At 40.4% G+C, this 24543-nt stretch carries 14 protein-coding genes; 8 read left to right on the top strand and 6 right to left on the bottom strand.

Going from position 1 to position 24543, the window contains the following annotated elements:
• Window positions 1-243: 243 nt before the first annotated feature.
• From dacB to NWP25_RS03115, 4 genes are all read right to left on the bottom strand, one after another.
• Window positions 244-1689 carry a D-alanyl-D-alanine carboxypeptidase/D-alanyl-D-alanine endopeptidase gene (gene dacB, locus NWP25_RS03100; protein ID WP_280649776.1) on the bottom strand — a complete coding sequence of 482 codons (1446 nt, stop codon included), beginning with the start codon at window positions 1687-1689 and terminating at the stop codon, window positions 244-246.
• Window positions 1690-1816: 127 nt separating this feature from the next.
• Complete coding sequence (gene ilvB, locus NWP25_RS03105; RefSeq protein ID WP_280649777.1) at window positions 1817-3721, bottom strand: biosynthetic-type acetolactate synthase large subunit; 1905 nt, start codon at window positions 3719-3721, stop codon at window positions 1817-1819.
• A gap of 149 nt (window positions 3722-3870) precedes the next feature.
• Complete coding sequence (locus tag NWP25_RS03110; protein WP_280698862.1) at window positions 3871-5145, bottom strand: MFS transporter; 1275 nt, start codon at window positions 5143-5145, stop codon at window positions 3871-3873.
• Between the two features lie 53 nt (window positions 5146-5198).
• Window positions 5199-5771 (bottom strand): hypothetical protein, encoded by a 573-nt coding sequence (locus tag NWP25_RS03115; RefSeq protein WP_280649779.1) that lies wholly within the window; start codon window positions 5769-5771, stop codon window positions 5199-5201.
• 394 nt (window positions 5772-6165) lie between these two features.
• Between NWP25_RS03115 and NWP25_RS03120 the strand changes: the two genes are divergently transcribed.
• The 4 genes from NWP25_RS03120 to NWP25_RS03135 all read left to right on the top strand — a co-directional run bounded on the left by NWP25_RS03120 (window position 6166) and on the right by NWP25_RS03135 (window position 11690).
• Window positions 6166-7284, top strand: coding sequence for a ferrochelatase (locus tag NWP25_RS03120; protein WP_280686477.1), 1119 nt, complete (start codon window positions 6166-6168; stop codon window positions 7282-7284).
• Between the two features lie 236 nt (window positions 7285-7520).
• Window positions 7521-9389 carry an ATP-dependent zinc metalloprotease FtsH gene (gene ftsH / locus NWP25_RS03125; protein WP_280657469.1) on the top strand — a complete coding sequence of 623 codons (1869 nt, stop codon included), beginning with the start codon at window positions 7521-7523 and terminating at the stop codon, window positions 9387-9389.
• Between the two features lie 326 nt (window positions 9390-9715).
• Entirely contained in the window at window positions 9716-10408 is a 693-nt protein-coding gene (locus NWP25_RS03130; RefSeq protein WP_280649782.1) for a BON domain-containing protein, read from the top strand.
• A 196-nt stretch (window positions 10409-10604) separates the two neighbouring features.
• Window positions 10605-11690 (top strand): aromatic ring-hydroxylating dioxygenase subunit alpha, encoded by a 1086-nt coding sequence (locus NWP25_RS03135; protein ID WP_280649783.1) that lies wholly within the window; start codon window positions 10605-10607, stop codon window positions 11688-11690.
• A 335-nt stretch (window positions 11691-12025) separates the two neighbouring features.
• Here the strand turns inward: NWP25_RS03135 and NWP25_RS03140 are convergent, their stop codons facing one another.
• Window positions 12026-17500, bottom strand: a complete 5475-nt coding sequence (locus tag NWP25_RS03140; protein WP_280698864.1) for a translocation/assembly module TamB domain-containing protein — start codon at window positions 17498-17500, stop codon at window positions 12026-12028.
• A 233-nt stretch (window positions 17501-17733) separates the two neighbouring features.
• Here NWP25_RS03140 and NWP25_RS03145 point away from each other — a divergent pair, with 233 nt between their 5' ends.
• The 4 genes from NWP25_RS03145 to NWP25_RS03160 all read left to right on the top strand — a co-directional run bounded on the left by NWP25_RS03145 (window position 17734) and on the right by NWP25_RS03160 (window position 22203).
• A complete protein-coding gene (locus tag NWP25_RS03145) occupies window positions 17734-18180 on the top strand; it encodes a DUF3110 domain-containing protein (RefSeq protein ID WP_280649785.1) in 447 nt (148 codons plus the stop codon).
• A gap of 91 nt (window positions 18181-18271) precedes the next feature.
• Window positions 18272-19198 carry an N-acetylmuramic acid 6-phosphate etherase gene (gene murQ / locus NWP25_RS03150; RefSeq protein WP_280698865.1) on the top strand — a complete coding sequence of 309 codons (927 nt, stop codon included), beginning with the start codon at window positions 18272-18274 and terminating at the stop codon, window positions 19196-19198.
• A gap of 111 nt (window positions 19199-19309) precedes the next feature.
• Window positions 19310-19933, top strand: a complete 624-nt coding sequence (locus tag NWP25_RS03155; protein WP_280649787.1) for an exopolysaccharide biosynthesis protein — start codon at window positions 19310-19312, stop codon at window positions 19931-19933.
• A gap of 1292 nt (window positions 19934-21225) precedes the next feature.
• Complete coding sequence (locus tag NWP25_RS03160; RefSeq protein ID WP_280649788.1) at window positions 21226-22203, top strand: sucrase ferredoxin; 978 nt, start codon at window positions 21226-21228, stop codon at window positions 22201-22203.
• Between the two features lie 179 nt (window positions 22204-22382).
• Here NWP25_RS03160 and NWP25_RS03165 read toward each other — a convergent pair whose 3' ends face one another.
• Window positions 22383-24263, bottom strand: coding sequence for an ABC transporter ATP-binding protein (locus NWP25_RS03165; RefSeq protein WP_280698867.1), 1881 nt, complete (start codon window positions 24261-24263; stop codon window positions 22383-22385).
• Between the last annotated feature and the right edge of the window lie 280 nt (window positions 24264-24543).

Here is a 24543-nt window from a genome sequence, read left to right on the forward strand (position 1 = left end):
ACGGTCTGAGGATGTCTTTGACAATCTTGGGAAATGAATTTATAATCATTATCAATTATTCTATTTTAATACTTCGCCCAGAATTTACCATATTTTGGGCTATTTTTATCACCTCTTTCTTAACATTCAACACTTGTGAATCTGTATAAATGTAATCATGCTTTTTTCAATAACAAATTTCTTTGCAACCTAACACCTTTACCCCAGTGAAAAAAACCTCAGTCAAAAAAATATCTCCCGCAACTAACAACGCCGCAACTGGCTTAATAAAATTACAATTTTATCCACCGACTCCCGCACAACCTTAGGCGGTTCTCCTGAATGATTGACAATTATACTAAAAGCCAATGGTTCATAACTAGGAGGATTGATATATCCCGATAAAGACACTACACCAGTCATTGTACCCGTCTTAGCTCGGACAATTCCCGCCGCTGGTGTATTACCCAATCGATATTTTAACGTCCCGTTCACCCCTGCAATAGGTAGAGAATTGCGAAAAACTTCTCCTAGTGGCGATCGCCCAATCTCTGCTAAAGTTTGTACCAAAGCTTGAGGACTAATTAAATTTTTCCGAGACAACCCAGAACCATCCACCAATATATAACTCTCAGGTTCCACCCCCAACCTAGTCAAAGCATTTTTGAGAACTTCCAAACCCACAGCGGCGGTACTTTGAGTATTTTTTATTGTTTTCTTATTAGCTAAAATCCTTAACAACGCTTCAGCATATAAATTATTACTATTGCTATTTGTTTCCTTTAATAACTCAGATAATGGCAAAGATTCCACCGCAGCCAACTCTCGTTGATTACCCTCACCGCCACCCTGAGACATTTCTTCCACAGAAATTCCTGCTATCAGCAAAGCTTGGCGGAAATGACCCAAAAAATTTGTTGTAGGGTCAACCACAGCCACAGCAAAAATATTAGGACGGGAATTAACAGCCATTCCTCCTTCAACTCGCAAAATCGGTCCACCTAAACTACGATTAATCCTAAGGAAATCTGATTGATTTTCTTGTGTAGTTACAGAATTATTTTCCACTCGCCATTGATATGCATCAAATAGCTCATTCCATTTAACTTGTAATGGTTTTCCCACAGCTTGGGGAGATACTTTAAAAATAGAAGCATTTTCATTAAAAATTAAACTATTAACAGGCGCACCATAACTAGCTTGTAAATCTTCCCATTCCCAACTGGGAGGAATAAATTCCCCTTGGAAATAACTATCATCAGCAATTAATTCCTTGATTTGACTTATACCTTGCTGGCGTAACTGCTGGGCTAATTCCTGCAATTGAGGAAACTTAATACTAGGGTCTCCCCTCCCTACTACACGCAAAACACCATCACCATCTTGATAGATGGAAGTGCGGATGCGGAAATTGGATCCTAATTCTTGCAAAGCCGCAGCTGTTGTCAGTATTTTAGTATTGGAAGCTGGATGAAAATACTTTTCAGCATCTTGTTGATAAAGGGTTTGTTGAGAAACTAAATTTTTGACTAAAATTCCCCAACGCACTCGACTAAATTCAGGACTGTCAGTGATATTGTCCACAGCCAATTGAATTTCCCTAGGACAAATCTTTGTTGTAATTGTTGTTTGTGCTTTAGCTATTGGTTGGCTGATAGCAAATTCTTGGAAAAGCAATAAAACCAAGGGAATAATAATATTTTTACCCATGAATGTGATTTGTAACACTTTTTTCCGAACCGGGAATTTTAGTTTTTACTTTACCCACGTGACAAAAAACCCAGGGATTTGTTCCTCTGGGTCTACATTTACCTAGTTTTACATACTGAATATTTTGCTACAATTTGGTTCCGCATTCTGAACAAAAATTGTGAGTAGAGGAGTTTGTTGTTCCACAATGGCTACAAGTAATTGATTTTGCTTTAGCTTGTTGTGGCTGTGTGGCTAAACCTATCATTTGAGCATTGCTTTTACCTGGAGCTACCATTGGGTAACAGTTTTCATCCTTAGTAACTTGAACATCAACCACCACTGGACCTTTATGTGCTAACATTTCAGCGATGGCATCCTTTAATTCATCACCATGGCGGATTACCATACCCTTAATGCCATAAGCCTTTGTTAGAAAAACAATATCTGGCATTCCCACTTCCATGTTAGAGCATGAATAGCGCTCACCATAAAAAGCTTGTTGCCACTGGCGTACCATTCCTTGCCAGCCATTATTTAAAATTACAGTCTTGACATTAATACCATATTGTGCCAGAGTTCCTAACTCTTGTAAACACATTTGGAAACTTGCATCACCACTGATACAGATAACCTCCTCATCAGGAAATGCTACCTTTGCACCCATGGCCGCCGGAACACCAAAACCCATGGTTCCCAAGCCAGCGCTAGAAATCCAACGCCTGGGTTTATTTTTAAGGAATTGCGCCGCCCACATTTGATGTTGACCTACATCGGTGGTGTAAAAAGCATTAGGAGCTTGACGACCAATTTCTACAATCACCTCTTGGGGCGAAATGCTGTCAGGATAATGAGGAACCACTAGAGGGTAATTTTGCCGCCAACGGTTAATTAAATTTAACCATTCTTGATTTTTGTGTGGTATGTTTTTGGTACCCGCTTCTTCACAGCGTCGCAATAAATCCCTTAAAACATTGCGGACATCACCGACAATAGGTACATCAGGGACCCTATTTTTACCAACCTCTGCTGGGTCTATATCAATGTGAATTACTTTTGCATGGGAAGCAAATTCATCCAACTTACCAGTTACGCGATCGTCAAACCTAGCTCCGACGCATATTAACAAATCACAATCTGTTACCGCAAAATTAGCATAAGCAGTACCATGCATACCTAACATCCCCACGGACAAAGGATGATGTTCGTCAAAAGCACCAATACCCATTAACGTGGTGGTAACGGGAATGTTGAATAACTCAGCTAGGGCTAGAATTTCCGAATGGGCCCCAGAAGCGATGGCTCCACCGCCAACATATAATAGGGGACGGCGACTGTCACGAATTAACTGAATTGCGGCATTGATTTGCCGGGGATTTCCCTTTACTGTGGGACGATATCCCCGCAATTTAACTTTCCCTGGATCCACAGGTACATAGTCAAATTCTTCCAAAGCCACGTCTTTGGGCACGTCAATTAAGACTGGTCCTGGTCTACCTGTACTAGCAATGTGGAAAGCTTCAGCCACAATTCGCGCCATGTCTTTGGGGTCGCGCACTACATAGGAGTGTTTGACTATTGGTAGAGTAATTCCGTAAATATCCGTTTCTTGAAACGCGTCTGTACCAATAGATGCCCGTGGTACTTGCCCTGTCACCACAATCATTGGAATTGAGTCCATGTAGGCTGTGGCAATGCCTGTGACTAGATTTGTTGCCCCAGGTCCGGAAGTACCAAAGCATATTCCCACTTTGCCTGTGGCCCGGGCATAGCCGTCGGCGGCGTGAGACGCGCCTTGTTCGTGGCGGACTAAAATATGCTTAATTGCACCGCTTGATTCTACCTTATAGAGATCATCGTAAATTGGCAGGATTGCTCCGCCCGGATAACCAAAAATATATTCAACTTCATGGCGCAAAAGACTGTCAAGCAGAGCAAAACCACCAGTTACACGCTTGGGCGCTAGTGCTGGGGATTTGGCTACACTAGACTCATTGTGATTTTGGGCGTAGGATTGTGGAAGACTAGTTAAGGATGGCAAGGGCGCGGTCACGGTCAAACCTCAGACGATAGCTAAGTTAACGCGTAAATTCTGTTATTAATATTTCATTTTAATGGAAAAGTTACACTTCAGCCCTCTATAAAAATATAAAAATTGACCTAAACAAATAATCGCTATCAAAATCAAATAGGTAATTTTTGCTAAATTACGTCTTGTAGAACTCGGTGGGTGTTTTTCCATGCCCAAATACCAACACATGCCACTACTATACTCATTCCCACCAAAACAATTCTTAAGCCCAGGATATCCGTTAAAGGCCCAGTAATTGCCAAGGGTGCAGATAAAGCAATATTGACCACATGATTTTGAAAGCCAAATACTTTTCCGTACATAGTGGGTGGTGTGCGATGTTGAATTAAAGTTTGCATCGGTACGCCAATTAAAGCTGCACCTACACCCAAAAAGGCACTTAGTCCTAGACCTAAAGCTATATTATTAATGAAACTAAATACGCCTAAAACTAGGGACATTATCAAAAATCCAATTAAGGGTAAAGGTTTGTGATGGAATTTATCTCCCCAATACCCTACGCCCAAAATTGCTGCACCAAATACCATACCCACCCCAGCTGCGGCTAAGAAAAAGCCAAATTGTTTTTCCTTTAAACCGAACTCGGCGGCTAATCTAATGGTGAGCACCATTAATGCAGCAAAGACACAATATAAAGTCGTGAGTTGCAGCATGGCATTTAATATCAAAGGATTTTTTGTGAGATAGCGCAAGCCTGCTTTGAAGTCAGCCCAAGGATTAATTCCAGGACAGCGCTCATCCCCTAAGAATTTGCTTTCACCCCTGAAGTTAATGGGCTGTACTGCTAATGCGGATAAGAAGTATAGTCCACCAACTACAAATTCTTGACCATAGTCGCCTCCTAACCAAGTTTTTACTAAGCTTAATATTGGCTCTCCAATGGCAAAACCAACAATTAAAGCTCCCATCATGGTGCTGCTATACAGTGCATTGGCTGCCATGAAATTTTCTTTTGGTACTAAAATAGGAATAGCAGCTTGCTCGGCGGGAGCGAAGAACTGTGCCAAAGTGGAAATAGCAAAGGTTAAAATCAACAGAATCAAAAATTCTCGCGGTAAAAATGCTATGAGCAGCATTAATAATGTCTGCAATACATTAGACCCGACTAAAATGAGTTTTTTAGAAAAGCGGTCTACAAAGATACCACCCGCAGAACCAAACAAAATCGCCGGCAATGTAAAGGCGAGCATTAATGTCGAGTACATGGAGTTTTGTGCTAACCCGGCAGGTGGTTCGTAATTCTCCAGTAGAGCTACCATTAAGACGAAAAATATTTTATCTCCTAACTGGGACAACAGCTGCCCAATCCACAGGAGCATAAAACTACGATTTTTTAGCAGTGCGCTAAACCCGTTATTGACAGCAGCTGGTTTAGTTGGAAACATTTAGGTACCCGGAAATTTTAGGTTTTAGATTTTAGATTATTGTCTCTTCTAGGCTAATTGTCTTCACAGTCTTTTATTACCATCTGCAAAAATTCCATTGCAGTCAGGGGAACAGATGACTGAGGATTGTCCACAGATTCATCTATACACCAACCTTTGACTAATTCAGGCCATCGCCACATGGATAAATGTTCAACTGGTGGTTCTGCATAAAAGTTCCTATGCCCACCACCTAATAATGAAGAACTCCAGTGGGTAAAATAATCATGACTTAGGCGATGAATCGGAAAGTCTCCCCACAAAGGTACTCCCCAGCCATCGATGGCAATAAAGGCTTTGATTTTACCTCCCAAGAGTTGCCAGGCACAAGCTGCTCCCATGGCACCCAGTACACCAGCACTAAAGCTGATCAATATAATGGGGGATTTTGGATCATCTTGGAGGCCATGGCTTAAAAAATGCAAAATATGAAGTGATGATAAAGCCAGTAAACCGTGACCCGGGAAAATCAGTATTTTGCCATGTTTTTCTGCTTCTAAGCTTTCTGAAGCTGAAAATAAGCATTTTGATATGAAGTTTTCAGTTAGCGATGGCTCATGAATTCCAGGGCAAATGACTATACTCATTCATCTTAAGTACTAACAGTTCTCAGGGTGTTAATCACAAATTTGGTATTTAATCAAACTTAATTTGCAGTAATTAAAAGTAAACAGAGTGCCAAGATAAATTTACTCAATTACTCAACCCTGCTCTATAGCATATATGAAAATTTCACTGTGATACAAATATGGATCTGAAATCGAAAAGACTAAAATCTAAAACATTTATTTTTGAATACTCAGTACCTGGTAATGAGTCCCAGTATCGTTTTTGTGATTTTGATATATTATTGTTAATTCTGTAATTAACCTATCCCCCTGGATGGGATAATAAATCACGAGTCAGCAGAGCAATAAAGTGATTCCCACCTGAATTGACTCTCTACTCTGGTTTATATAGATTTATATTGAGGAACTCATTGTGGTTGCAACTCCAGAAAAACAGCAACACACCCACGAGCATTTATCAGGTCAAGACCGAGTAGCAGTCCTACTGATGGGCTACGGTGAGGTGGAAAGCTATGAAGATTTTGCTAACTATAACGAACAGGCTTTAAATTTACTGACTGCAAAATTTGCACCAGTACCAACTTGGATTTATCCACCTTTGGCAAAACTTTTGGCGCTATTTGACCGCCATGAATGGGGACACACCCACCATGATTTTATTTCTCCGCACAATGCCATTTTTGAACAGCAACGCGCTGGTATTGAAAAGAATTTGCAAGGTCAGTGGGGGGATGGTGTTCAAGTTTTCAAGGCTTTTAACTTTTGTGCTCCTTACCTACCTGATCAGGTTCTGGCAGAAATTAAAAACCAAGGCTTCAACAAAATCCTCATTTATCCCTTACTGGTTGTTGATTCTATTTTTACCAGTGGGATTGCTGTTGAACAAGTGAATAATGCTTTGGCTCATATCTCTGATGGAGAGGAGCATTGGGTGAAAGGACTGCGTTATATTCCGTCGTTCTATAACCAACCAGCTTACATTGATTTGCTGGCTAAACTTGTTGAGGAAAAGATTACAGCCGATTTAGGTGCTGCTTACTTACCTTCCCAAATTGGCATTGTGTTGATGAATCACGGATGTCCACACAAAGCGAAGGGATTTACTTCTGGAATTACTGAAAGTCAGATACTATATGATTTAGTCCGGGATAAGTTAATTCACCGCTATCCTTTAATTTCCGTGGGCTGGCTGAACCACGATACACCTTTAATTGAATGGACGTTACCAAATGCCGAGCAAGCTGCTAGTAACTTGATTCAATTGGGTGCAAAAGTGGTAATGTTTATGCCCATTGGCTTTGCGACAGAAAACCACGAAACTTTGTTAGATGTACACCACATTATTCATGCCTTAGCAAAAAAACATCCCAGGGTGAATTATTTACAAATGGAGTGTGTTAACGACAATCCAGAATTTTTAGCAATGGCGGCTGAATGGGCAAATACTCATATTGCTGAGTTAATGGATCAAGAGGCTATGGCTATTAACCCCCATTTGGCAGTAGGTCATCATCACCATCATCATCATTAAATATTCATTGAATTAAAATATTTTTTTGATGCCAACAGTGTAGAGACGTTCCATGGAACGTCTTTATAAGAAAAAACCCATTCCCTGTTGCCCACTCCCTGTTGCCCACTCCCTGTTCTCCATATAGAAGTTAGACTAGATAAGAAGACAGTTATTTCCAGTTAGAGTAATTTTTGCTAGAAAAATAGGCATAAAACCAGCCCGGATCTGATGCCACTAGACAAAAGGTAATTATTATGAGAAATTTTGGGAAAAAGGCATTGGTGAAAAAACGTTCAGCTGCCCTAGCAGCGAGTTTACTGATATTTCCAAGTATTTTTATGGGTACTCCAGCCTTAGCGCAAAAGCCAGAGCGCAATTCCTTAACTTATGGTGAGTTACTCAATAAATCTAAGCAAGGGGAAATAAAAAAAGTAGAGCTAGACGAAACCGAACAGATAGCCAACGTTTATCTCAAGGGACGAGACCCAGATGCTCCGCCAATAGAAGTGAGGGTTTTGAAAGAAAACCGTGAGTTAATTAATATACTTAAAGAAAATGAAGTTGATTTTGGTCAGGTTTCCTCTGTTAATAGCCGGGTGGCTGTGAGTTTATTGATTAACCTGATGTGGATTTTACCACTAGTAGCTTTAATGTTGTTGTTCCTGCGACGCTCTAGCAATGCTTCTAACCAAGCCATGAACTTTGGTAAATCTCGAGCTCGGTTTCAAATGGAAGCAAAAACTGGTGTTAAGTTTAACGATGTAGCCGGGGTGAACGAAGCTAAAGAAGAACTGGCAGAAGTGGTTACGTTCCTGAAGCAACCGGAAAGATTTACTGCTGTGGGTGCGCGTATTCCCAAAGGAGTTTTATTAATTGGCCCTCCGGGAACTGGTAAAACTTTACTAGCCAAAGCCATCGCCGGGGAAGCTGGTGTACCTTTCTTTAGCATTTCCGGTTCAGAATTTGTGGAGATGTTTGTGGGTGTGGGTGCATCTCGTGTTCGCGATTTGTTTAAAAAAGCTAAGGAGAATGCTCCATGCTTAATATTCATTGATGAAATTGATGCAGTGGGACGACAACGCGGGGCCGGTATTGGTGGCGGTAACGATGAGAGAGAACAAACTCTGAACCAACTGCTTACAGAAATGGATGGTTTTGAAGGTAACACAGGAATTATTATTATTGCAGCCACCAACCGCCCGGATGTGTTAGATTCCGCATTGCTGAGACCGGGACGCTTTGACAGACAAGTGATTGTTGATGCACCAGACCTGAAAGGACGAAGGGAAATTTTGCAAGTCCACGCACGGAATAAGAAAATCGATCCTAGTGTATCCCTAGATGCCATCGCTCGGCGTACTCCCGGCTTTACTGGTGCAGATTTAGCCAATTTACTCAATGAAGCGGCGATTCTCACCGCTAGAAGACGTAAAGAAGCGATCACCATGCAGGAAATTGATAATGCCATAGATCGAGTAGTAGCGGGTATGGAAGGTACAGCCCTGGTAGACAGCAAAAACAAGCGCTTGATTGCCTACCACGAGGTCGGGCACGCTTTAATAGGCACATTGCTTCAAGACCATGACCCACTGCAGAAAGTTACACTAATACCACGGGGTCAAGCATTAGGATTAACTTGGTTTACACCCAACGAAGAACAAGGGTTAATTTCTCGTTCTCAAATCAGAGCGAAAATTACTGCTACCCTGGGTGGTCGCGCCGCCGAAGAAATTGTGTTTGGTAAACCGGAAGTAACTACAGGTGCAGGTAATGATTTGCAACAGGTTACATCAATGGCGCGGCAAATGGTAACACGTTTCGGGATGTCTGACTTAGGTCCTTTGTCCTTAGAAAATCAAAATAACGAAGTATTTTTAGGACGGGACTGGATGAGTAAATCAGATTACTCGGAAAAAATTGCTGCCAAAATTGATGCCCAAGTTCGGGAAATCATCGACAATTGTTATTTACAAGCTAAAAAACTATTACAAAACAACCGCGCAGCTTTGGAATATTTAGTTGATTTATTGGCAGACCAAGAAACAATTGATGGTGAAATATTTCGGGAAATTGTTGCTAAATATACCCCAGCACCAGAAGAAACATTAGCTGCGTCTCATTAGCTACTAAAGAACCTGAATTAATTCTTAATGAGAGCAGTAGCAAACTGCCTGGACCAAGAAAAATCCCCTGGTATGTAAGCCAGGGGCTGAGTGAATAATTCTCTAATTAGGATGTTCTTTATATAAGAACCATAGCAATATTCATAATTATAAATGTGCCAAAATGGCAAGAAAAATACTGGATAAAACTTCTAGCATCCTTCTGGGGTATATGAATCAAACTGTCATATTCATCTCTGAAGAAAGAGGGCACACCAATAAGATTAATAGCAAAATAAAATATGGTTGCTGCATAGAAGAAAGAAAAAAAGCAACTGGGTATAATTATGAGTGTAGCGGCAGACGAAGAACTCCAAACAAAAATTATCGATAAACTTCACTGGGATGACCGTGTGAATTCAGCAAATATTGGTGTGACTGTTAATGATGCTAAAGTTACTTTGCGGGGAACAGTACCTAGCTATCGAGCTAAAACCATAGTGGAAGAAGATACTAGAGAAATAAAAGGAATAACTGAGGTAATTAATCACTTACAAGTCCAGTATCCTTCCACAACAGCTGTCCCCATAGATGAAGAAATTGCATCAAATGTAGCAAATGCTTTGACTTGGGACTCCGATATTGATGCGAACAAAATTGATGTTAGCGTTGTCGGTGGTTTGCTCACTTTGCGAGGAATAGTAGACGCTTATTGGAAGAAATTTCAAGTTGAAGACATAGCTTATGGAATTACTGGGGTAATTGATATTATCAATGAACTAGCAGTAGTACCTACCAAAATACCGGAAGATGAAGAAATTGCCAGAAGCATTGAAAATGCTTTGGAGCGTAATACATTTGTAGAAGCCGAGGATGTCAACGTTGTAGTAGAAAATGGCAGAGTCACCCTCACAGGCTTTGTTCCTAATTGGTCAGCGTGGAGAGCAGCACATAACACAGCTAGCTATACCAAAGGTGTGGTTAAGGTAGTTGATGGATTAGCTATTCGTTACTTGGAAGAACAAGAATTTTTCACTTGAAGTGAATTTTTACAGTCCGACAATTGTGATAGCTCGCTGACGCGGGCTAATTTTTTTGCATTCATGTTCTTTTAAGATGTATGGTCATTAATAATTATTGGTGCAGCTATTTTTCCTAGTACTTAAAGTAACTGTTTTTTGCAGATGATCATGTTACTTCTAGATTAACCGCTTCACTTTAAGTGAAATTCTGAAAATGAATGCTAATTCACAAAATTTTAGTTTAACCAGTAAACCCAGAATTTTTAATAATCCTGAACGTTTTGTGGAGGGATGGTATTGGGTGCTACCATCACAAAAGCTGGGAATCAAAGAGGTAAAGTCTGTCACGGTTTTAGGCAGAGAATTAGCTATTTATCGTGGTAAGAATAAAGTAGCAGTTATCGTTGATGCCTACTGTCCGCATATGGGCGCTCACCTGGCTGAAGGCAAAGTTCAGGGTAACGAACTGCGTTGTTTTTTCCATCATTGGCAGTTTGATGACCAAGGATTCTGTGTTAATGTTCCATGTTTAAATGAACCCATTTCCATTAAATTAAAAACTTGGCCTACTGCTGAAAAGTATGGCATGATTTGGGTTTGGACAGGAGAAGTACCCAAACAACCCCTACCTTTTGTTTTGGAATTAGAAGAGAAGGAATGTGATACTAGTTTGGGTGACTATTTTTTGCTGAACTGTCACCCTAATGTGGTGATGATTAATCCTATCGATGCTCAACATTTTAATACAGTTCACCAAGTCTCATCAGCAATTGATTTTGAAAAACAAGAAATAAATCAGAATGCTATTGTCTTCAAGAATATTAAACCTAACAGTGTAAATTCATTTTTTTTTCAACTGATTCGTTTTTTGTGCAAAAATATCACCCACAGTATTTGCTATTGGTACGGTAGCACTAACATAGTCACAATTGGGACTGAGTTCTTCCATGTTCACGTTATGTTTGCCCTGCGCCTTTTGCCAGGGGGAAAATCCGAAGGTCAAGTAATTCTGATGATTAAGAAACGTCCAGGAATTTTAGGTTGGTTGTATAGTCGAGTGCTGCTGTGGCTAACTAAAGTTGTGGGTACACATTTTATTTGGGATGACATGAAGATTTTTCAAACAATTCAGTTAGATTTGAAAACTCCCATCAAGGCAGATAAATCAATTATCCAGTTTGTTAACCATCTGGAGAGACAAAAACCCCTGATGTTGAAAACTTGGCAGTTAGCGCGATTGCAAAATATAGAGACGAAAGCAGTCCGGGAAAAGTGGGAGGATCCGAAATCTAATGATTGATGGACATTTTGTCCAAAGAATCCAGTAATTTCTTATGGATCAGCCATAAAAATGAAGTGGCAAAGCCACTTCATAATTCCCAGGTAGAACCTAAAAATGAGTATAACCACTATCAAAATTATAAATAGTATAAATTAACACCAATTACTTTAAATTTCTGATACTTTTTTTCCAAGCAGTTTTTATCATCCGCAAGTGTGGTAGGTTTTGAGTTCTAGAAGTTTACTGTTCGCGCTCTTGATTTTGTCAACTAAAGTGTTGCATGAATAAGCTAGGGTCAGAAAGTAAGTCAATAATTTTGATTGGATTCACCCACGCCAGTAGGTGGAAGTCATTCAAAATCGCCGTTGATACTCGATGGAAACACGATTATCATTTTCTAAATTTGTGGAACCACGCAGACGAACTTCTTCATTAATGCGGTAATTTATACCCCACTGAAATGGGTCATTGGTTGTCAAAATTTTGATACTGGAAACAGAAACTTTGGCAGAAACATCAATTCCTGCTTCAGCAGCTAATTCTAAAGTAGAATTGCTCCTGATTGATTCTGGGTTATTAGAAACAATGGTGGGAAATATACGCAGTTCGCTTAACCCTACTGCCGTACCAATCTCATTAAAAGCTGATTGAAAGTTGCTGAATACGGCTGAACCTGCAATGTTAATCAAACCCAAAGTGCTATCTCCACCTTCCTGTCCACCCACAAAGCCACCCCCCAATAAAGCGACAATTTCAGTTTTTGAGCGGGATGGACTGCTTCTCAGTTCCAATGATTCATTGAGTTGACTGGCAAAACCTTGGACATTGGCTTCAACTTGAACATTTTCTAAAGCTGCTAACCCTACTGTATTTCCCCTTGTGAAATCACTAGTTTGAACTAAGTCTAGTACCTTGGCCACCAACCGAATATCTAATTCCGGGTCCCGGGGTTGGTTTGGTCTAAAGGTAGCTGTATTTTTGTAACCACGGGCAAGGTTAAACTTGGTAGTAAACAAATTCACCCCACCTTGCTCTAATGTGATAGTACCTTGGGGTATTGGTTCCACAAATGAGCCATTAACTCTGAGGTTACCTGTAGCTTGAAAGCTAAGAATAGGTGGATTATTAATTTGTACGTTTTTACCCAGTTCTATATCTAAATTGTTGAATTTAGCTAAACTTTGACTCAGGTTTGCTAATGTATTTTCGCCATTGGGTTGAGTCTGCTTGTTGGTTTTTGATAATGAAAAGCCAGTACTACTATTAGCGGGTGGTTGTGAGTTAGCTGCATTTGCGAGTAAAACTTGACCATCGAATAAATTGACCTTACCGCCAATTTCTGGATTTAGGGCTGAACCGATAATTTGTAAATTGCCACTAGCGCCTCCTTGGTACAAGCCTTTGAGATTTAAAGCTAGTTGATCTGCGTTAACAGTGAGGGGATTGTCAGAATGGCTTTGTGTGTTGTTAAAAATAGGAATTTCTCCAGATGCGATTACATTACCTCGGCTAAATTGACCTTCCAGTTTTTCTACTAAAATGCGGTCAAAATTAAAGAGTACTTTGCCTGTAACACCTGCTATTTTTTCTGGTAGAACCTGGGCGGCGAAAGTGGCATTATTAACAGTGGCAATGCCATTTACCACTGGTTCTTTTGTTGTTCCACGCACTTCAATATCTACTTCTCCTTCACCGTTCTCAAAGGCCACCTGATTGGTGAGCAGATTTAAGATAGCTAATCCCTCATTTTTTACTTTGATATCTAAATTAATTTGATCACTGTCTGGAGCGACGGAAGCAAAAGGTAACTGATAGGGGATACTACCTGTAATATTCACTGGCTGGGTTTCTACAAATGAGATGGTGCTGCCAAAGTTTAAGCGTCCATTGGCGTAACTGAAACTGGCTATGGCTGACTCAACTGGCTGCTGATTCAATTCTCCTTGTGTAATTTGCAATTCTCCTGTGCTTTGGGGATTGGCAATACTACCGGCTATGGCGGCTGTACCATTGAGACTGCCTGAGATACCAACTGGTAGGTTGACGAAGTTATTGAGTAACTGTACGGGAAAATTGTTCACCTGTAACTGACCAGATTGGTCATCACCGCCAATATTACCTACGAAGGCGAGACCGCCATTGTCTAGGGCAATTCTTAATGGTCGTAGTTGCAAAGTTCCATTTGCAAACTTGCCATTGGCAATTATATTATTAGCCTTATAAAAACCATTGGTTTCTGTTGGTCTACCCCAGGTAAAGTTTTCACTGTTCAAATCAAATTCTACTGATAAGCCTTGGGCTGTAGCTGTATCTACAGCAATTTCGCCGTTAAAAGTGCCTTGTACGTCTGCCAAATCTGGAATGGGATTAGACTCCCGGCGTTTTTGTTCTTGTGCAGCTTGCAGTGCATCAATTTCATAAAAGCGTTTGAGTTGAGTGAATAAAGATTCTTCAGGTAATCCGCGAGATTGAGTTGTGAGATCCTTTGCACTGCCATAGTTGGGTTCTGCTGCGCCGCCTTGCAAATTTCGTAATTCAAGTATCTGTGCTATTGTGAGCACATCTTGGATATTGCCCTGATTGACATTAAATTTACCTTGGATTTGTTGCCCTTGTGAAGTTTGACCAACATTACCACTAAAGGCATAACGACTGTTGTCTTTAAGAAATTCGCTGCTGGTAACTGTGGCTTTACCATTACGGTAGCGGAATTCAACCGCTAAATGATCCCCTGCAATGCGGCCAATTTTTGGAGATGCGATCGCTAAATTTCCTGTGGTGGCTAATGTTTTTTGATTGACTTGCAAATTCCCAGTTAATAGCCCACCCACAGTACCGCTACCTAGACCTGGAAGCGGTGGCAAAGTCAAATTTAAGATTTGTAAAGGAAAATTAGTCACTTTGAGGGCTAAATCATTTCCTTGTGTTTCACCTGTAGCTAATGCTTCTTGGCGCTTGACTAGAAATGATTGGGGGCGATTTTGTCCATCCAGATTTAAGGCAATCCAATCGCCATTACCTCTCAAATCTAAATTTAAACCTTGGCCTGTTGCGGACTGGATTTTTCCAGTTAACAAAGGTTCAAATGCAATATTTTGTACCACCAACTCTCGTAAGCCAATGTTTCCTCTCAAGTTGGGCGAAGGCAAACTACCAGTGATTTTCCCGTCAAAGTCTACATTTCCTGCCATAGCTAAATAATTTGGCAGATTGATGGGTAACTGTTGCAGATTGTAATTTTTTGCTCGTAGGTTGAGATTTAACTGAGTAATTTCCGGTATACCAGCCTGATTAGAATTAGTTAATATGTCACCACTGAGACTTAAGCCCTTGGCTAGGGCTTTTTCAATAGCGAGCTTTTCACCAGTCCAAGTTAGTGCGGCAGTTAACGGGCCCTGAATACCAGGGATACCTTTGGACAATTGTACTTGTCCAGTAGCTCGCACATCAGCTAATTTTCCAGAGCCGAAAATGCCAGCTACTTGCAAATCACCAGCCAAATCACCTTGTAACTGCTGATTGAACCGATTTAATTTCACCTCTGAAGCATCTACTACAGCCTGATAGCGACCATGAGCCAATTTGATATTAGAGGCTGTAATCCTTCCCCCGGAACCATTCAACTCTCCTTGACCAGTAGCTTGGATAGTTTCTGGACGAAATGATTCTACAGAACCGGTGATATTTAATTGACCAGTCAAACTTCCATGCAATTGTGGTGGTGCTGTTACTAACTGTTGTAAAGGTAAATTATTAGTTTGTAATTGTGCCTGATATAAACCGTTAGCTAATTGAATATTAGAAGCCCTCACAGTTCCCCCCGGCAAGTTAAGCCGCGCCTCCCCCATAGCGCGTAAAGTGTTGAGTCGGAAATTTTCTGTATTGCCTGCTATTTGAAATTTCCCCGCCAAAGAACCAGCCAAAGCCGGGGGGGATACTTTTAATAGTTGCTGTAGCCTGACACCATTGGCCAGGAGTTGAACTGAAAAGTTTTTGTCTTGCAACTGGATACGAGATAGTGCTACTGTGCCACCACCAATATTCACCTTCGCATGGTCAGTGCGAATGCTGGCAATTTGAAAAGGTTCTGCCCTACCCTCTAGGGTCAGATTACCATTGAATTCTGCCCCTACTAAAGAAATATTTTGCAGTTGATTTTGGTCTACAAAACTTGTTAACTTTACACCAGAGGCTTGGGCAACGGCTCCCCAACGCCCTTGAGCAAAATTACCAGAACCTCGCACCATACCACCGCCGATATTCAATGCCACTTTACGAAAGGTGAGGTTCCGGTCTGGGGCGATGACAGTTTCACCTACACCGGGATATGTGGCTTCAGGGGCTTGCCATTGCACCACGGTTTGTACATTATTGGCGGTACCAGTCAATTGAGCAGTGCCAGAAACAGTCCCCAATTGTAGGGGGAGGCTTTTTTGATAAATCTTAGCGATGGCATCGCCGGAAATCTTTTTAGCTGCTAGATTAAAGTTTATTTGCGGGGTGTTGCCTAGGTTGATTTCACCAACACCCGTGATTTCTCCACCAACTGCGGCTTTGCCTTGAATATCTCTGAAGGTAATTAGATGAGTATGAGGAGTAAATTCAAATTTACCACTGATGTTATTAAAATCAATTTTATCAATTTTGGCAGTTTTGATACTGGCAACTGAACCTGAAAGCACTGGCTTGGTCATGGGGCCGAGCATTTGCCAGTTAGCTTGTAACTCTCCTGTTACTGGTACTGGTAGGTTGATATTGAGACTTGCTTGGACATTGGCTGCACTGACAGAATTTACACGCCCCGCTAATTTATAGCCGGTTAATGTGTTAATGATGCCTGTACCTATGAGGGGAATTTTGGCATAATTAGTGGCAAGATTATTTAACTGTATTTCTTGCCCTTGGAAGCGAATTTGCCCTTGGGTATTGAGAAAAGCTTTGGGTACCTTGGGAATTTGCAGTGTTACCCCTTGTAGGTCAGCAGCGCCAAATAATAGGGGAGCTTGTTTTGGTGCAAGTTGAATTTCCACGTCGCCATTAACTTTACCCTTCTGTAAATTGAAGGGTAACTTAATCAGACGGGTAATTTGAGCAGCTAATAAGTCTTGCGATCGCAGTTGTAATTTGGCTGCTAATGTTTGGGGAATCACTTGTCCTTGAATAGCAACATTACCCCCACTATCGGTTTCACCTTTGACTTGAAACTGAATCAGTTGGTTTTGTTGTAGCAGTTGTGCTGTGCCGTGGATTTGTGAAAATGTTACAGGGGTGGTGGATGAAGGAAATAATACTTTTTCATGGTGGGGTTGGGGTAGCAATGCCAGCTTGGCATTACGAAACCGTAGTTTGTCTAAATCAATGGCAATTAGTTTTCCTTGACCAGGCGGGTCTATTTTAGTATTAATCCAGCGTCCTTGATTATCTTGTTCAACATAAATATCTGGATTAACCAAGGTCACATCTAGCTTGAGTTGACGCTGAAAAATTAATTGCAATGGGTCAAAACCAACTTCTACGGCATCAATTTTTGCCCGATCTGGATCTGTGGGTGTTGCTGGAATGCTTGATTCACCAAATTGTACTTTTGTCAATGAAAAACCTGTAACTTTTCCCAAGTTGACTGGGCGGTTGAGTGTATTGGTAATACTGCTGGCGGCTAGTGGCGTTAATTCTGTTTTGACAAAACTCCACAAGCGCCAAATACCGCCGACCATTCCTAATAACACAAGTCCGCTTAGGGCAATTCCACTTCGATTCAACACCAGTAACCAGAAACCCTTACAGCCGGGGGAATGAGAATGATGATTTTGTTGGGGAGATTTAGTCATGTGGTTGTGTTGATGACTGGCTATAGTTCGCTGACTACCAGAACTAACTGAGGAATATGCATACTTATTCCAGGATACAAACCTATTTCAGATTTGGGGATATGCAATTATTTAGACAATTGACTGTGATTTTCTCCTGTTTACTCTTGAAATATTGAAAGTTCTAGCTGGCATTCTTTAGATGCACAGCCAAAATTTTAATAATATAGGTAGATCGCATAACAAAAGGACAGATGATTACGCCAATGCGTGTATTTGTATTAATTTTCAACGCTCATACGGAGAATGAGGGTATTCATTCAATTCGGGTGGGGGATGCTTCGTCCTCCGAGTCAGGATCTGTACGCAATAAAATTTTGATGTTTGAGTCAGAGGATGATGCTCTTCGTTTTGCCTTGTTACTAGAAGCTCAGGATTTTCCTACCCCAACAGTGGAAATGCTTGATGCTGAGGAAATTAAGGAGTTTTGTGAAAGTGCTGGTTATGAATGGGAAATTATTCCTGCTAACGGCAATTTACTTTTGCCTCCAGAAATTAACGTGCAGCAAACTGACTGGGAAGTTAAAACTCAAGAAGATAATGAGTATAGCTACCGTTCTGAGGATGTGCCATCGGCGGCACCAGAAATGTCTGATTCTGAACTAGAAAAAATTCGTCGTAAATTAGAAGGATTGTTGTGAACTGAAGGGGTAATGGGGAGAGGGGGAAGAAAGATTTCTATAGTATTGAGTGTAGGTAGTTGATGAAACTTATTGATTTAAGATGTGGAGTATGGCAAATTTCCAGGAACGCGGCTATCTTTTAACTGAGCAGGTAAATCCGCATAGTCTGAACTTAGACCAACTTAGTTCCCTTGAGTTAGTGGATTTGTTTAATCGCGAAGACGAAAAAGCAGTGGCTGCGGTGGCGGTGGCTCAACTTCAGTTAGCTCAAGCCATTGATTTGACCGCAGAACGTTTGGGCCAGGGAGGACGTTTATTTTATGTCGGGGCGGGGACAAGTGGCAGGCTGGGAGTGTTAGATGCTGCTGAATGTCCACCTACTTTTTGCACCTCCCCAGATTTGGTTCAAGGAATTATTGCCGGTGGTGCCGGTGCTTTGGTACGCAGTTCCGAAGATTTAGAAGACCGTAGTGAAGATGGTGAAGCGGCCATTGTTCAAAGACAGATTACTCAATTAGATGTGGTAGTTGGTATTACTGCGGGTGGGACAACCCCTTTTGTTCATGGAGCCCTTAACGCTGCTCGTCAACGGGGTGCTAAAACTATTTTTATTGCTTGTGTACCTACAGAACAAATGGGTTTTGATGCTGATGTTGATATTCGCTTATTAACTGGCCCAGAAATTATCGCTGGTTCAACGCGTTTAAAAGCTGGTACAGCTACAAAGTTAGCTTTAAATATCCTGTCTACTGGGGTAATGGTCAAGCTGGGCAAAGTTTACGGCAATCGGATGGTGGATGTGGCAGTAACTAATCAAAAGTTACGCGATCGCGCTTTACGGATATTGGAAGATTTGACGGGTTTAAGTCGCGAAGCTGCTGGTTTTTTGCTAGAACATAGTGGAAAATGGGTAAAGTTAGCTTTGGTGATGCACTGGACTGGTTTAGAAAAAGACCCAGCCCATCGCTTGCTCGCAGAACATAAAGGTAATCTCAGGGTAGCTGTTGCTAATTACAAACATCAAAAACAACTTTGAGAAAATTATAGTTGCTGCTCGTGGTTAATTAGCTAGCAATCATCTTTTCCGTTTTTTTGTGTATAAATTAAGTATATTATTTGACCCCATTGCACTAAAATTCCCTCATCTATGGCTAAACTATCCAACGAGTTACAACGCTATTTTTTTGACGAATGTCGCCTGGAAACAGTGACTTTGGCAGAGATTATGCTGCTAGCAAAGGAAAGAGTTTTTGGCTTTTTGCTGGTGATTCTGTCTCTACCTTCAGCTTTACCAGTTCCTGCGCCTGGTTTCTCGGTTCCCTTTGGGATTCTGATTTTTTTGCTGGCTGTACAGTTGATTCTCGGTGCAAAAATTCCTTGGCTACCTCCAAAAATACTCAATCATCCCATTAAACTCACAACAGTCCACAAGTTTGTGAAAGCAGGAAATCCTTGGTTGCGAAGGATTGAAGCCATTACTCGGCCACGTTTGACCTATATTTGCACTACTGTACCAGGTAAACTCACTATTGGTATTGCAATCTCTTTGATGGCAATTTCCATGATGATTCCCATTCCGGGAACCAATTCTTTTCCTGCTTTGGGAGTTTTTGTGACTAGCTTTGGTTTGTTGGAAGATGATGGTGCAATTACTTTGGGGGGTTTAGTTTTGTGTCTAATGGCCGGAATTGTGAGTACTTCAATTATCATCGCAGTGATTTGGGGTGGTTCTAGTGTTTTAGATTTAGTCAAGGCTTGGCTAGGTCGTTAATTTGCCAAAATTAATTAATGGTAGATAATAATGCCATGATTGCCTCAAACATCAACATACTATTCCAGAGCAGTTTCTGAAATGGTTAGATTTTGGCTTAGTACGGTGCAAATACTGGGATTATTGCCACCTTTAGTGGTCATGGTGTTATGAAGTCTATTCTGGGGCTATACTTCAGTATTGACCGTACTTGCTTTTTACTTTGTCATGTTAGGATTACAAATCCTTTCAAATAGGTGATGAATGGCGCAAACTATTGTATTCTGCAAGTCAAGTATAGTGGATACAAAATTTGTTAATTTTATAAATTCTGCTCTGGACTCCTAACTGGCTTTTAAATGTGTCTCAGCTAGCAAAATTGTTTTTTGGGCATATCCACAAAACCCAACTATTAGCCTCAATTAACTGTAAAGCATTGAACTTTAAATAAACCTATGAATAGCATTCAATGTGAATTGAACTACAATTATGCCGAAGTTCCAGAACCGACAAAAATTTACCAAGTTTATAAAAATAAAAATTACTTGCATTTCTGATTGAATTCAGTTAAAGTCAAGGTACTAGCCTAAAAAATCTTTAAATACATCTTGTAAGAATCCAAAATCGGTTTTAAAAACCAAAACAGTGCTGCTGGGGTAGTCCTCCAGAGCTTTTTCATTAATGTAAGGTTAATGTGGCGTTATTTTAGCTAACAGTTGAGAATTTTTTGCAATATAAGCCTTTTTTTTGATAATATATTAAAAATAAGTACCGTCAAAACACCCTTAGCTATTGGAGGGACACAGCAGTGTTAATGGATAATTCGGGCAAAAAACTGCATTCTCCATTGCCCAAGCTTTATTGGATTTGAGTCTTGTATTGCTATGCTGGTGGATTGACTCAGATTTTGCACCTCTAGGTACTAACCCAGGTAAATTAAAAATATGTGCGATAAAGCTACGTCATTTTTATGGCATTCCCTAAGTAAATCAAGGGTTCTGCCTTTTTATTGAGTAGTTAAGTTACATCAATTTTTATTGGTGCAGGATATAAGTCTACCAAATAAAAAACAATACAAAACTAAGTTTACGGTCACGGTAACATCTCTTTTGAAGTTGCTGAACTCTAATCTAGAGATTTTATTAATGGGGAAGACTTGAATGGAAAATGATGTTATAAAGTGGCTATTTGCTTTTGCAAAATAAATGCAGATTATTCTCGTTTATTTATTATGGTTGAAGCATTGTAGCTAAAATTACATTAGCCTATAATCATAATCCTGTCCACAAAATTCACTTAATGAGTAAATTTCGATGAATACTTTTTTTTGTTCTGACAATTCACGAGAAGTAGGAGAAGATATTATCAGTAGCGCTACCAATTACGATACATACATCTTGGTAGAATGTCCCCAACCTTGGAATTACGATACCTTTAAATCTAAATGGGTACCAAATAACTTACAGGTTTTAATCCAAGAAGTACATCGTACTGAATTATCTGTGAGATTTCTCTTAATTACTAATAACTACTCGCACAAAGTAGACCACACAACTCTTTTGATTTATCAAAAAAAAGAAGGGTTAAGTCATGGATACCAAAAATATGAGTTCAAGTTACCACATATTGAACAAGTGGCTGGGGTAGTAAAAAAATGTTTATGGAGTAAAATACCTGACTATCAAGTAGAGACAGATATCACCAGAGATATTTTAGTATGTACCCACGGCAGTCATGACCAGTGTTGTGCCAGATATGGTAATCCTTTTTATTTCCACGCTAGTGGGACTATTGCGGATTTGGAATTGGAGAATGTCAGGATTTGGAAATCTAGTCATTTTGGTGGACATCGATTTGCACCCACAGCGATAGATTTGCCAGATGGTAGATATTATGGTGCTCTCAATCAAGAATCTTTTCAGTCAATTCTGACCCGTACAGGTGATATACAAACCCTGGGAAAAGTATATAGAGGTTGGGGAATTTTACCCAGTCCAGTGCAAATGTTAGAAAGAGAATTAATGCTGCGTCATGGATGGGATTGGTTTAATTACAAAGTAGCTGGAAAAATCCTTGAGAAAAGTTTAGACAACAACACAATATTAGCAGAGTTAAGTTTTGAAGAACCTTGTGGTTCTCTATTTATTTACCAAGGGAAACTGGTCAAAGACAAAACCAAGACTCTAGAAATGAAGGGTTCTTGCAATGCTACAGAAAATTCTTTATTTGTCAAATATGCTGTAGATAGTATTAGGCTTGTTTGTAATAAAGTGGCAACTTACCATCATTAAAGAGCTGATTTACAAAAATTATTTCAGAGGTTACATCTACCGCAAATAATTTATGGAAATCAAATTAATTAATTTCGTTGCCATGCACTACAAACCAAGCCTGTAATAATTCAAAATTTGACTTAATAAAACTTGGCGTTAATTTGTGTTGAAAAAGTACTTCTCACACAAGGACGCTGTTAAGAACCCAGCATTTGCAAATTATGTAAGGTGGCATATAGTCCTCCTTGGTGTAACAGTTGCTCATGAGTTCCCTCTTCTATTAATTCGCCTCGCTTTAACACAAAAATTCGATTGACATTGCGAATTGTAGATAAGCGGTGAGCAATAATTATGGCAGTGCGTTTTACCAACAGTTGATTTAATGCCTCTTGGACTAAGGTTTCTGTACTCACATCTAAACTAGCGGTGGCTTCATCCAGCACCAAAATTTGCGGATTACGAATTGCTGCACGAGCAAAGGCTAGAAGTTGCTTTTGACCGCTAGAAATATTTGTTCCTCGTTGTCGGAGTTGAGTATCATAGCCCTGGGGTAATTGTTCAATAAACTCAGCAATATTTGTTTTACTGGCAGCTTGTTGAATTTCTTCGAGAGTGTAATGGTCTCCTAAAGTAATATTACTTTTAACATCACCAGCAAACAAAAAGCCTTCTTGCAAAATTACCGCCATGTAGCGCCGTAAATCTGCCTGTGGTAACTCCCTAATATCTATGCCATCTAATAAAATTCGTCCTTTAGTGGGTTCGTAAAGACGGCACAAAAGTCGAATAATTGAACTTTTCCCTGCACCGGTGGGGCCTACTAAGGCTACTTTTTCACCAGGATGAATGATGAAATTTAAGTTTTTAATGACATAATCATCGTCTTTGTAGGCAAACCAGACGTTTTCAAACCGAATTTCTCCTAATTCTGGCGCAGAATCGAATTTTTGCGATTCTAGATTACTGATTATTTCGTCTATGTAGCCAAAACTAGAATCAAATATGGAAAAGCGAGGATTGTTACCATCGCGGATTTCTATGGGTTCATCCAAAATGTCGGTAATACGTTCAATGGCAGTAAAACCAGCTTGAATGACGGTGAATTTTTCGGCAAAATCCCTTAAAGGGTCAAACAACCGCTGGGCATATAAGATAAATGCCGCTAAGACCCCGAAGGTGAGGGATCCTCCTAAAAGTAACCAACCACCCACTAATAGTACTCCAGCGATCGCTACTAATCCAATCCATTCTAAAGTTGCCGAAACGGCTGAATCATAAAAGATGGTTTGATCTACTTGCTGGGTGTAGCGTTTGTTTGTCTGGCGAAACAATTCAGCATTAAATTTTTCCCGTCGGAACAACTGGACTACATTAATACCAACTACATTTTCTTGTAGCTGAGAATTTAAAGCAGAAAGTTCTTCCCTCCCTTTGTAATTGGCTTTACGGTACTGTTGCTGAAAGTAAATAATTAACCAGGTAATTGGTAGCAGCATCACCAGCAGCAAGCAAGCTAGTTTCCACTGGATGGACAACATAATACCAATAATCACCAGCATACTAAAGATATTGGAGACAATGCCAATGGCTCCAGTGGAAAAGACATCTCCTAATACTTCTACATCGCTGGTGAGTCGAGTAATTAATTTACCTATGGGTGTGCGGTCAAAAAAACGCACCGCCAGAGATGTGACATGATGAAATAAATCTTCGCGAATTGCTGCCGTGATTTTTTGCCCTAGCTTTTGCAGTAGATAACCCTGAACACCAGTTAATACTAATCGCATGGTGATCGCCAACAGTATCAATACTTGTAGGATATTTAACCCTTCCCACAAAGGACGATTCTTGAGAAAATCATAGGTGCTTGGTTCATTGCGAATCAGAGAAATAACTTGTCCAATTAGCAATGGTTGTACTGCGCTGGCTAATGCGATTGGTATCAGTAGCACTAGTGCCACTGTTAACAGTTGTCCGCTGCGGCGGGCATAGGGCAATAGACGTAAAAACAACCGCCAGTCACTGTTATTTGAGCGGTTGTGTGTGGCAGATTTGTTTAAGGATTGGTAGGTGCTCATAGTAAGAGCATTATATTCAGTTTTTCAACAGGAAAAACACGTTTTTTTAATGTAGCATTGCTGGCTTTGGTTTTATGTCTTGCCTGAGATAGAGCATTTTTGCGTTGAGTAAGGCTAACCCTAGTTATACCAGGACAGAACTGATACTTTTAACCGAGACATTCTCCGACATTTGAGATATCGTGAACATCCAGTACAACATCACCAACTGAGTCAGTGAAGGTGGTATCCCACATTGCCTTGAGGAAAATCCCCACGGCTCCATTAAAATCACGCGGTA

Origin of the sequence: Umezakia ovalisporum Ak1311 (assembly GCF_029891685.1) — a bacterium.
Taxonomy (GTDB): domain Bacteria; phylum Cyanobacteriota; class Cyanobacteriia; order Cyanobacteriales; family Nostocaceae; genus Umezakia; species Umezakia ovalisporum.

Excerpts from the sequence above, each read along its gene's own strand:
- dacB (WP_280649776.1), bottom strand. The coding sequence starts at position 1,689 with ATGGGTAAAAATATTATTATTCCCTTGGTTTTATTGCTTTTCCAAGAA.
- NWP25_RS03110 (WP_280698862.1), bottom strand. The coding sequence starts at position 5,145 with ATGTTTCCAACTAAACCAGCTGCTGTCAATAACGGGTTTAGCGCACTG.
- NWP25_RS03115 (WP_280649779.1), bottom strand. The coding sequence starts at position 5,771 with ATGAGTATAGTCATTTGCCCTGGAATTCATGAGCCATCGCTAACTGAA.
- ftsH (WP_280657469.1), top strand. The coding sequence starts at position 7,521 with ATGAGAAATTTTGGGAAAAAGGCATTGGTGAAAAAACGTTCAGCTGCC.
- NWP25_RS03130 (WP_280649782.1), top strand. The coding sequence starts at position 9,716 with ATGAGTGTAGCGGCAGACGAAGAACTCCAAACAAAAATTATCGATAAA.
- NWP25_RS03135 (WP_280649783.1), top strand. The coding sequence starts at position 10,605 with ATGAATGCTAATTCACAAAATTTTAGTTTAACCAGTAAACCCAGAATT.
- NWP25_RS03140 (WP_280698864.1), bottom strand. The coding sequence starts at position 17,500 with ATGACTAAATCTCCCCAACAAAATCATCATTCTCATTCCCCCGGCTGT.
- NWP25_RS03145 (WP_280649785.1), top strand. The coding sequence starts at position 17,734 with ATGATTACGCCAATGCGTGTATTTGTATTAATTTTCAACGCTCATACG.
- murQ (WP_280698865.1), top strand. The coding sequence starts at position 18,272 with ATGGCAAATTTCCAGGAACGCGGCTATCTTTTAACTGAGCAGGTAAAT.
- NWP25_RS03155 (WP_280649787.1), top strand. The coding sequence starts at position 19,310 with ATGGCTAAACTATCCAACGAGTTACAACGCTATTTTTTTGACGAATGT.
- NWP25_RS03160 (WP_280649788.1), top strand. The coding sequence starts at position 21,226 with ATGAATACTTTTTTTTGTTCTGACAATTCACGAGAAGTAGGAGAAGAT.
- NWP25_RS03165 (WP_280698867.1), bottom strand. The coding sequence starts at position 24,263 with ATGAGCACCTACCAATCCTTAAACAAATCTGCCACACACAACCGCTCA.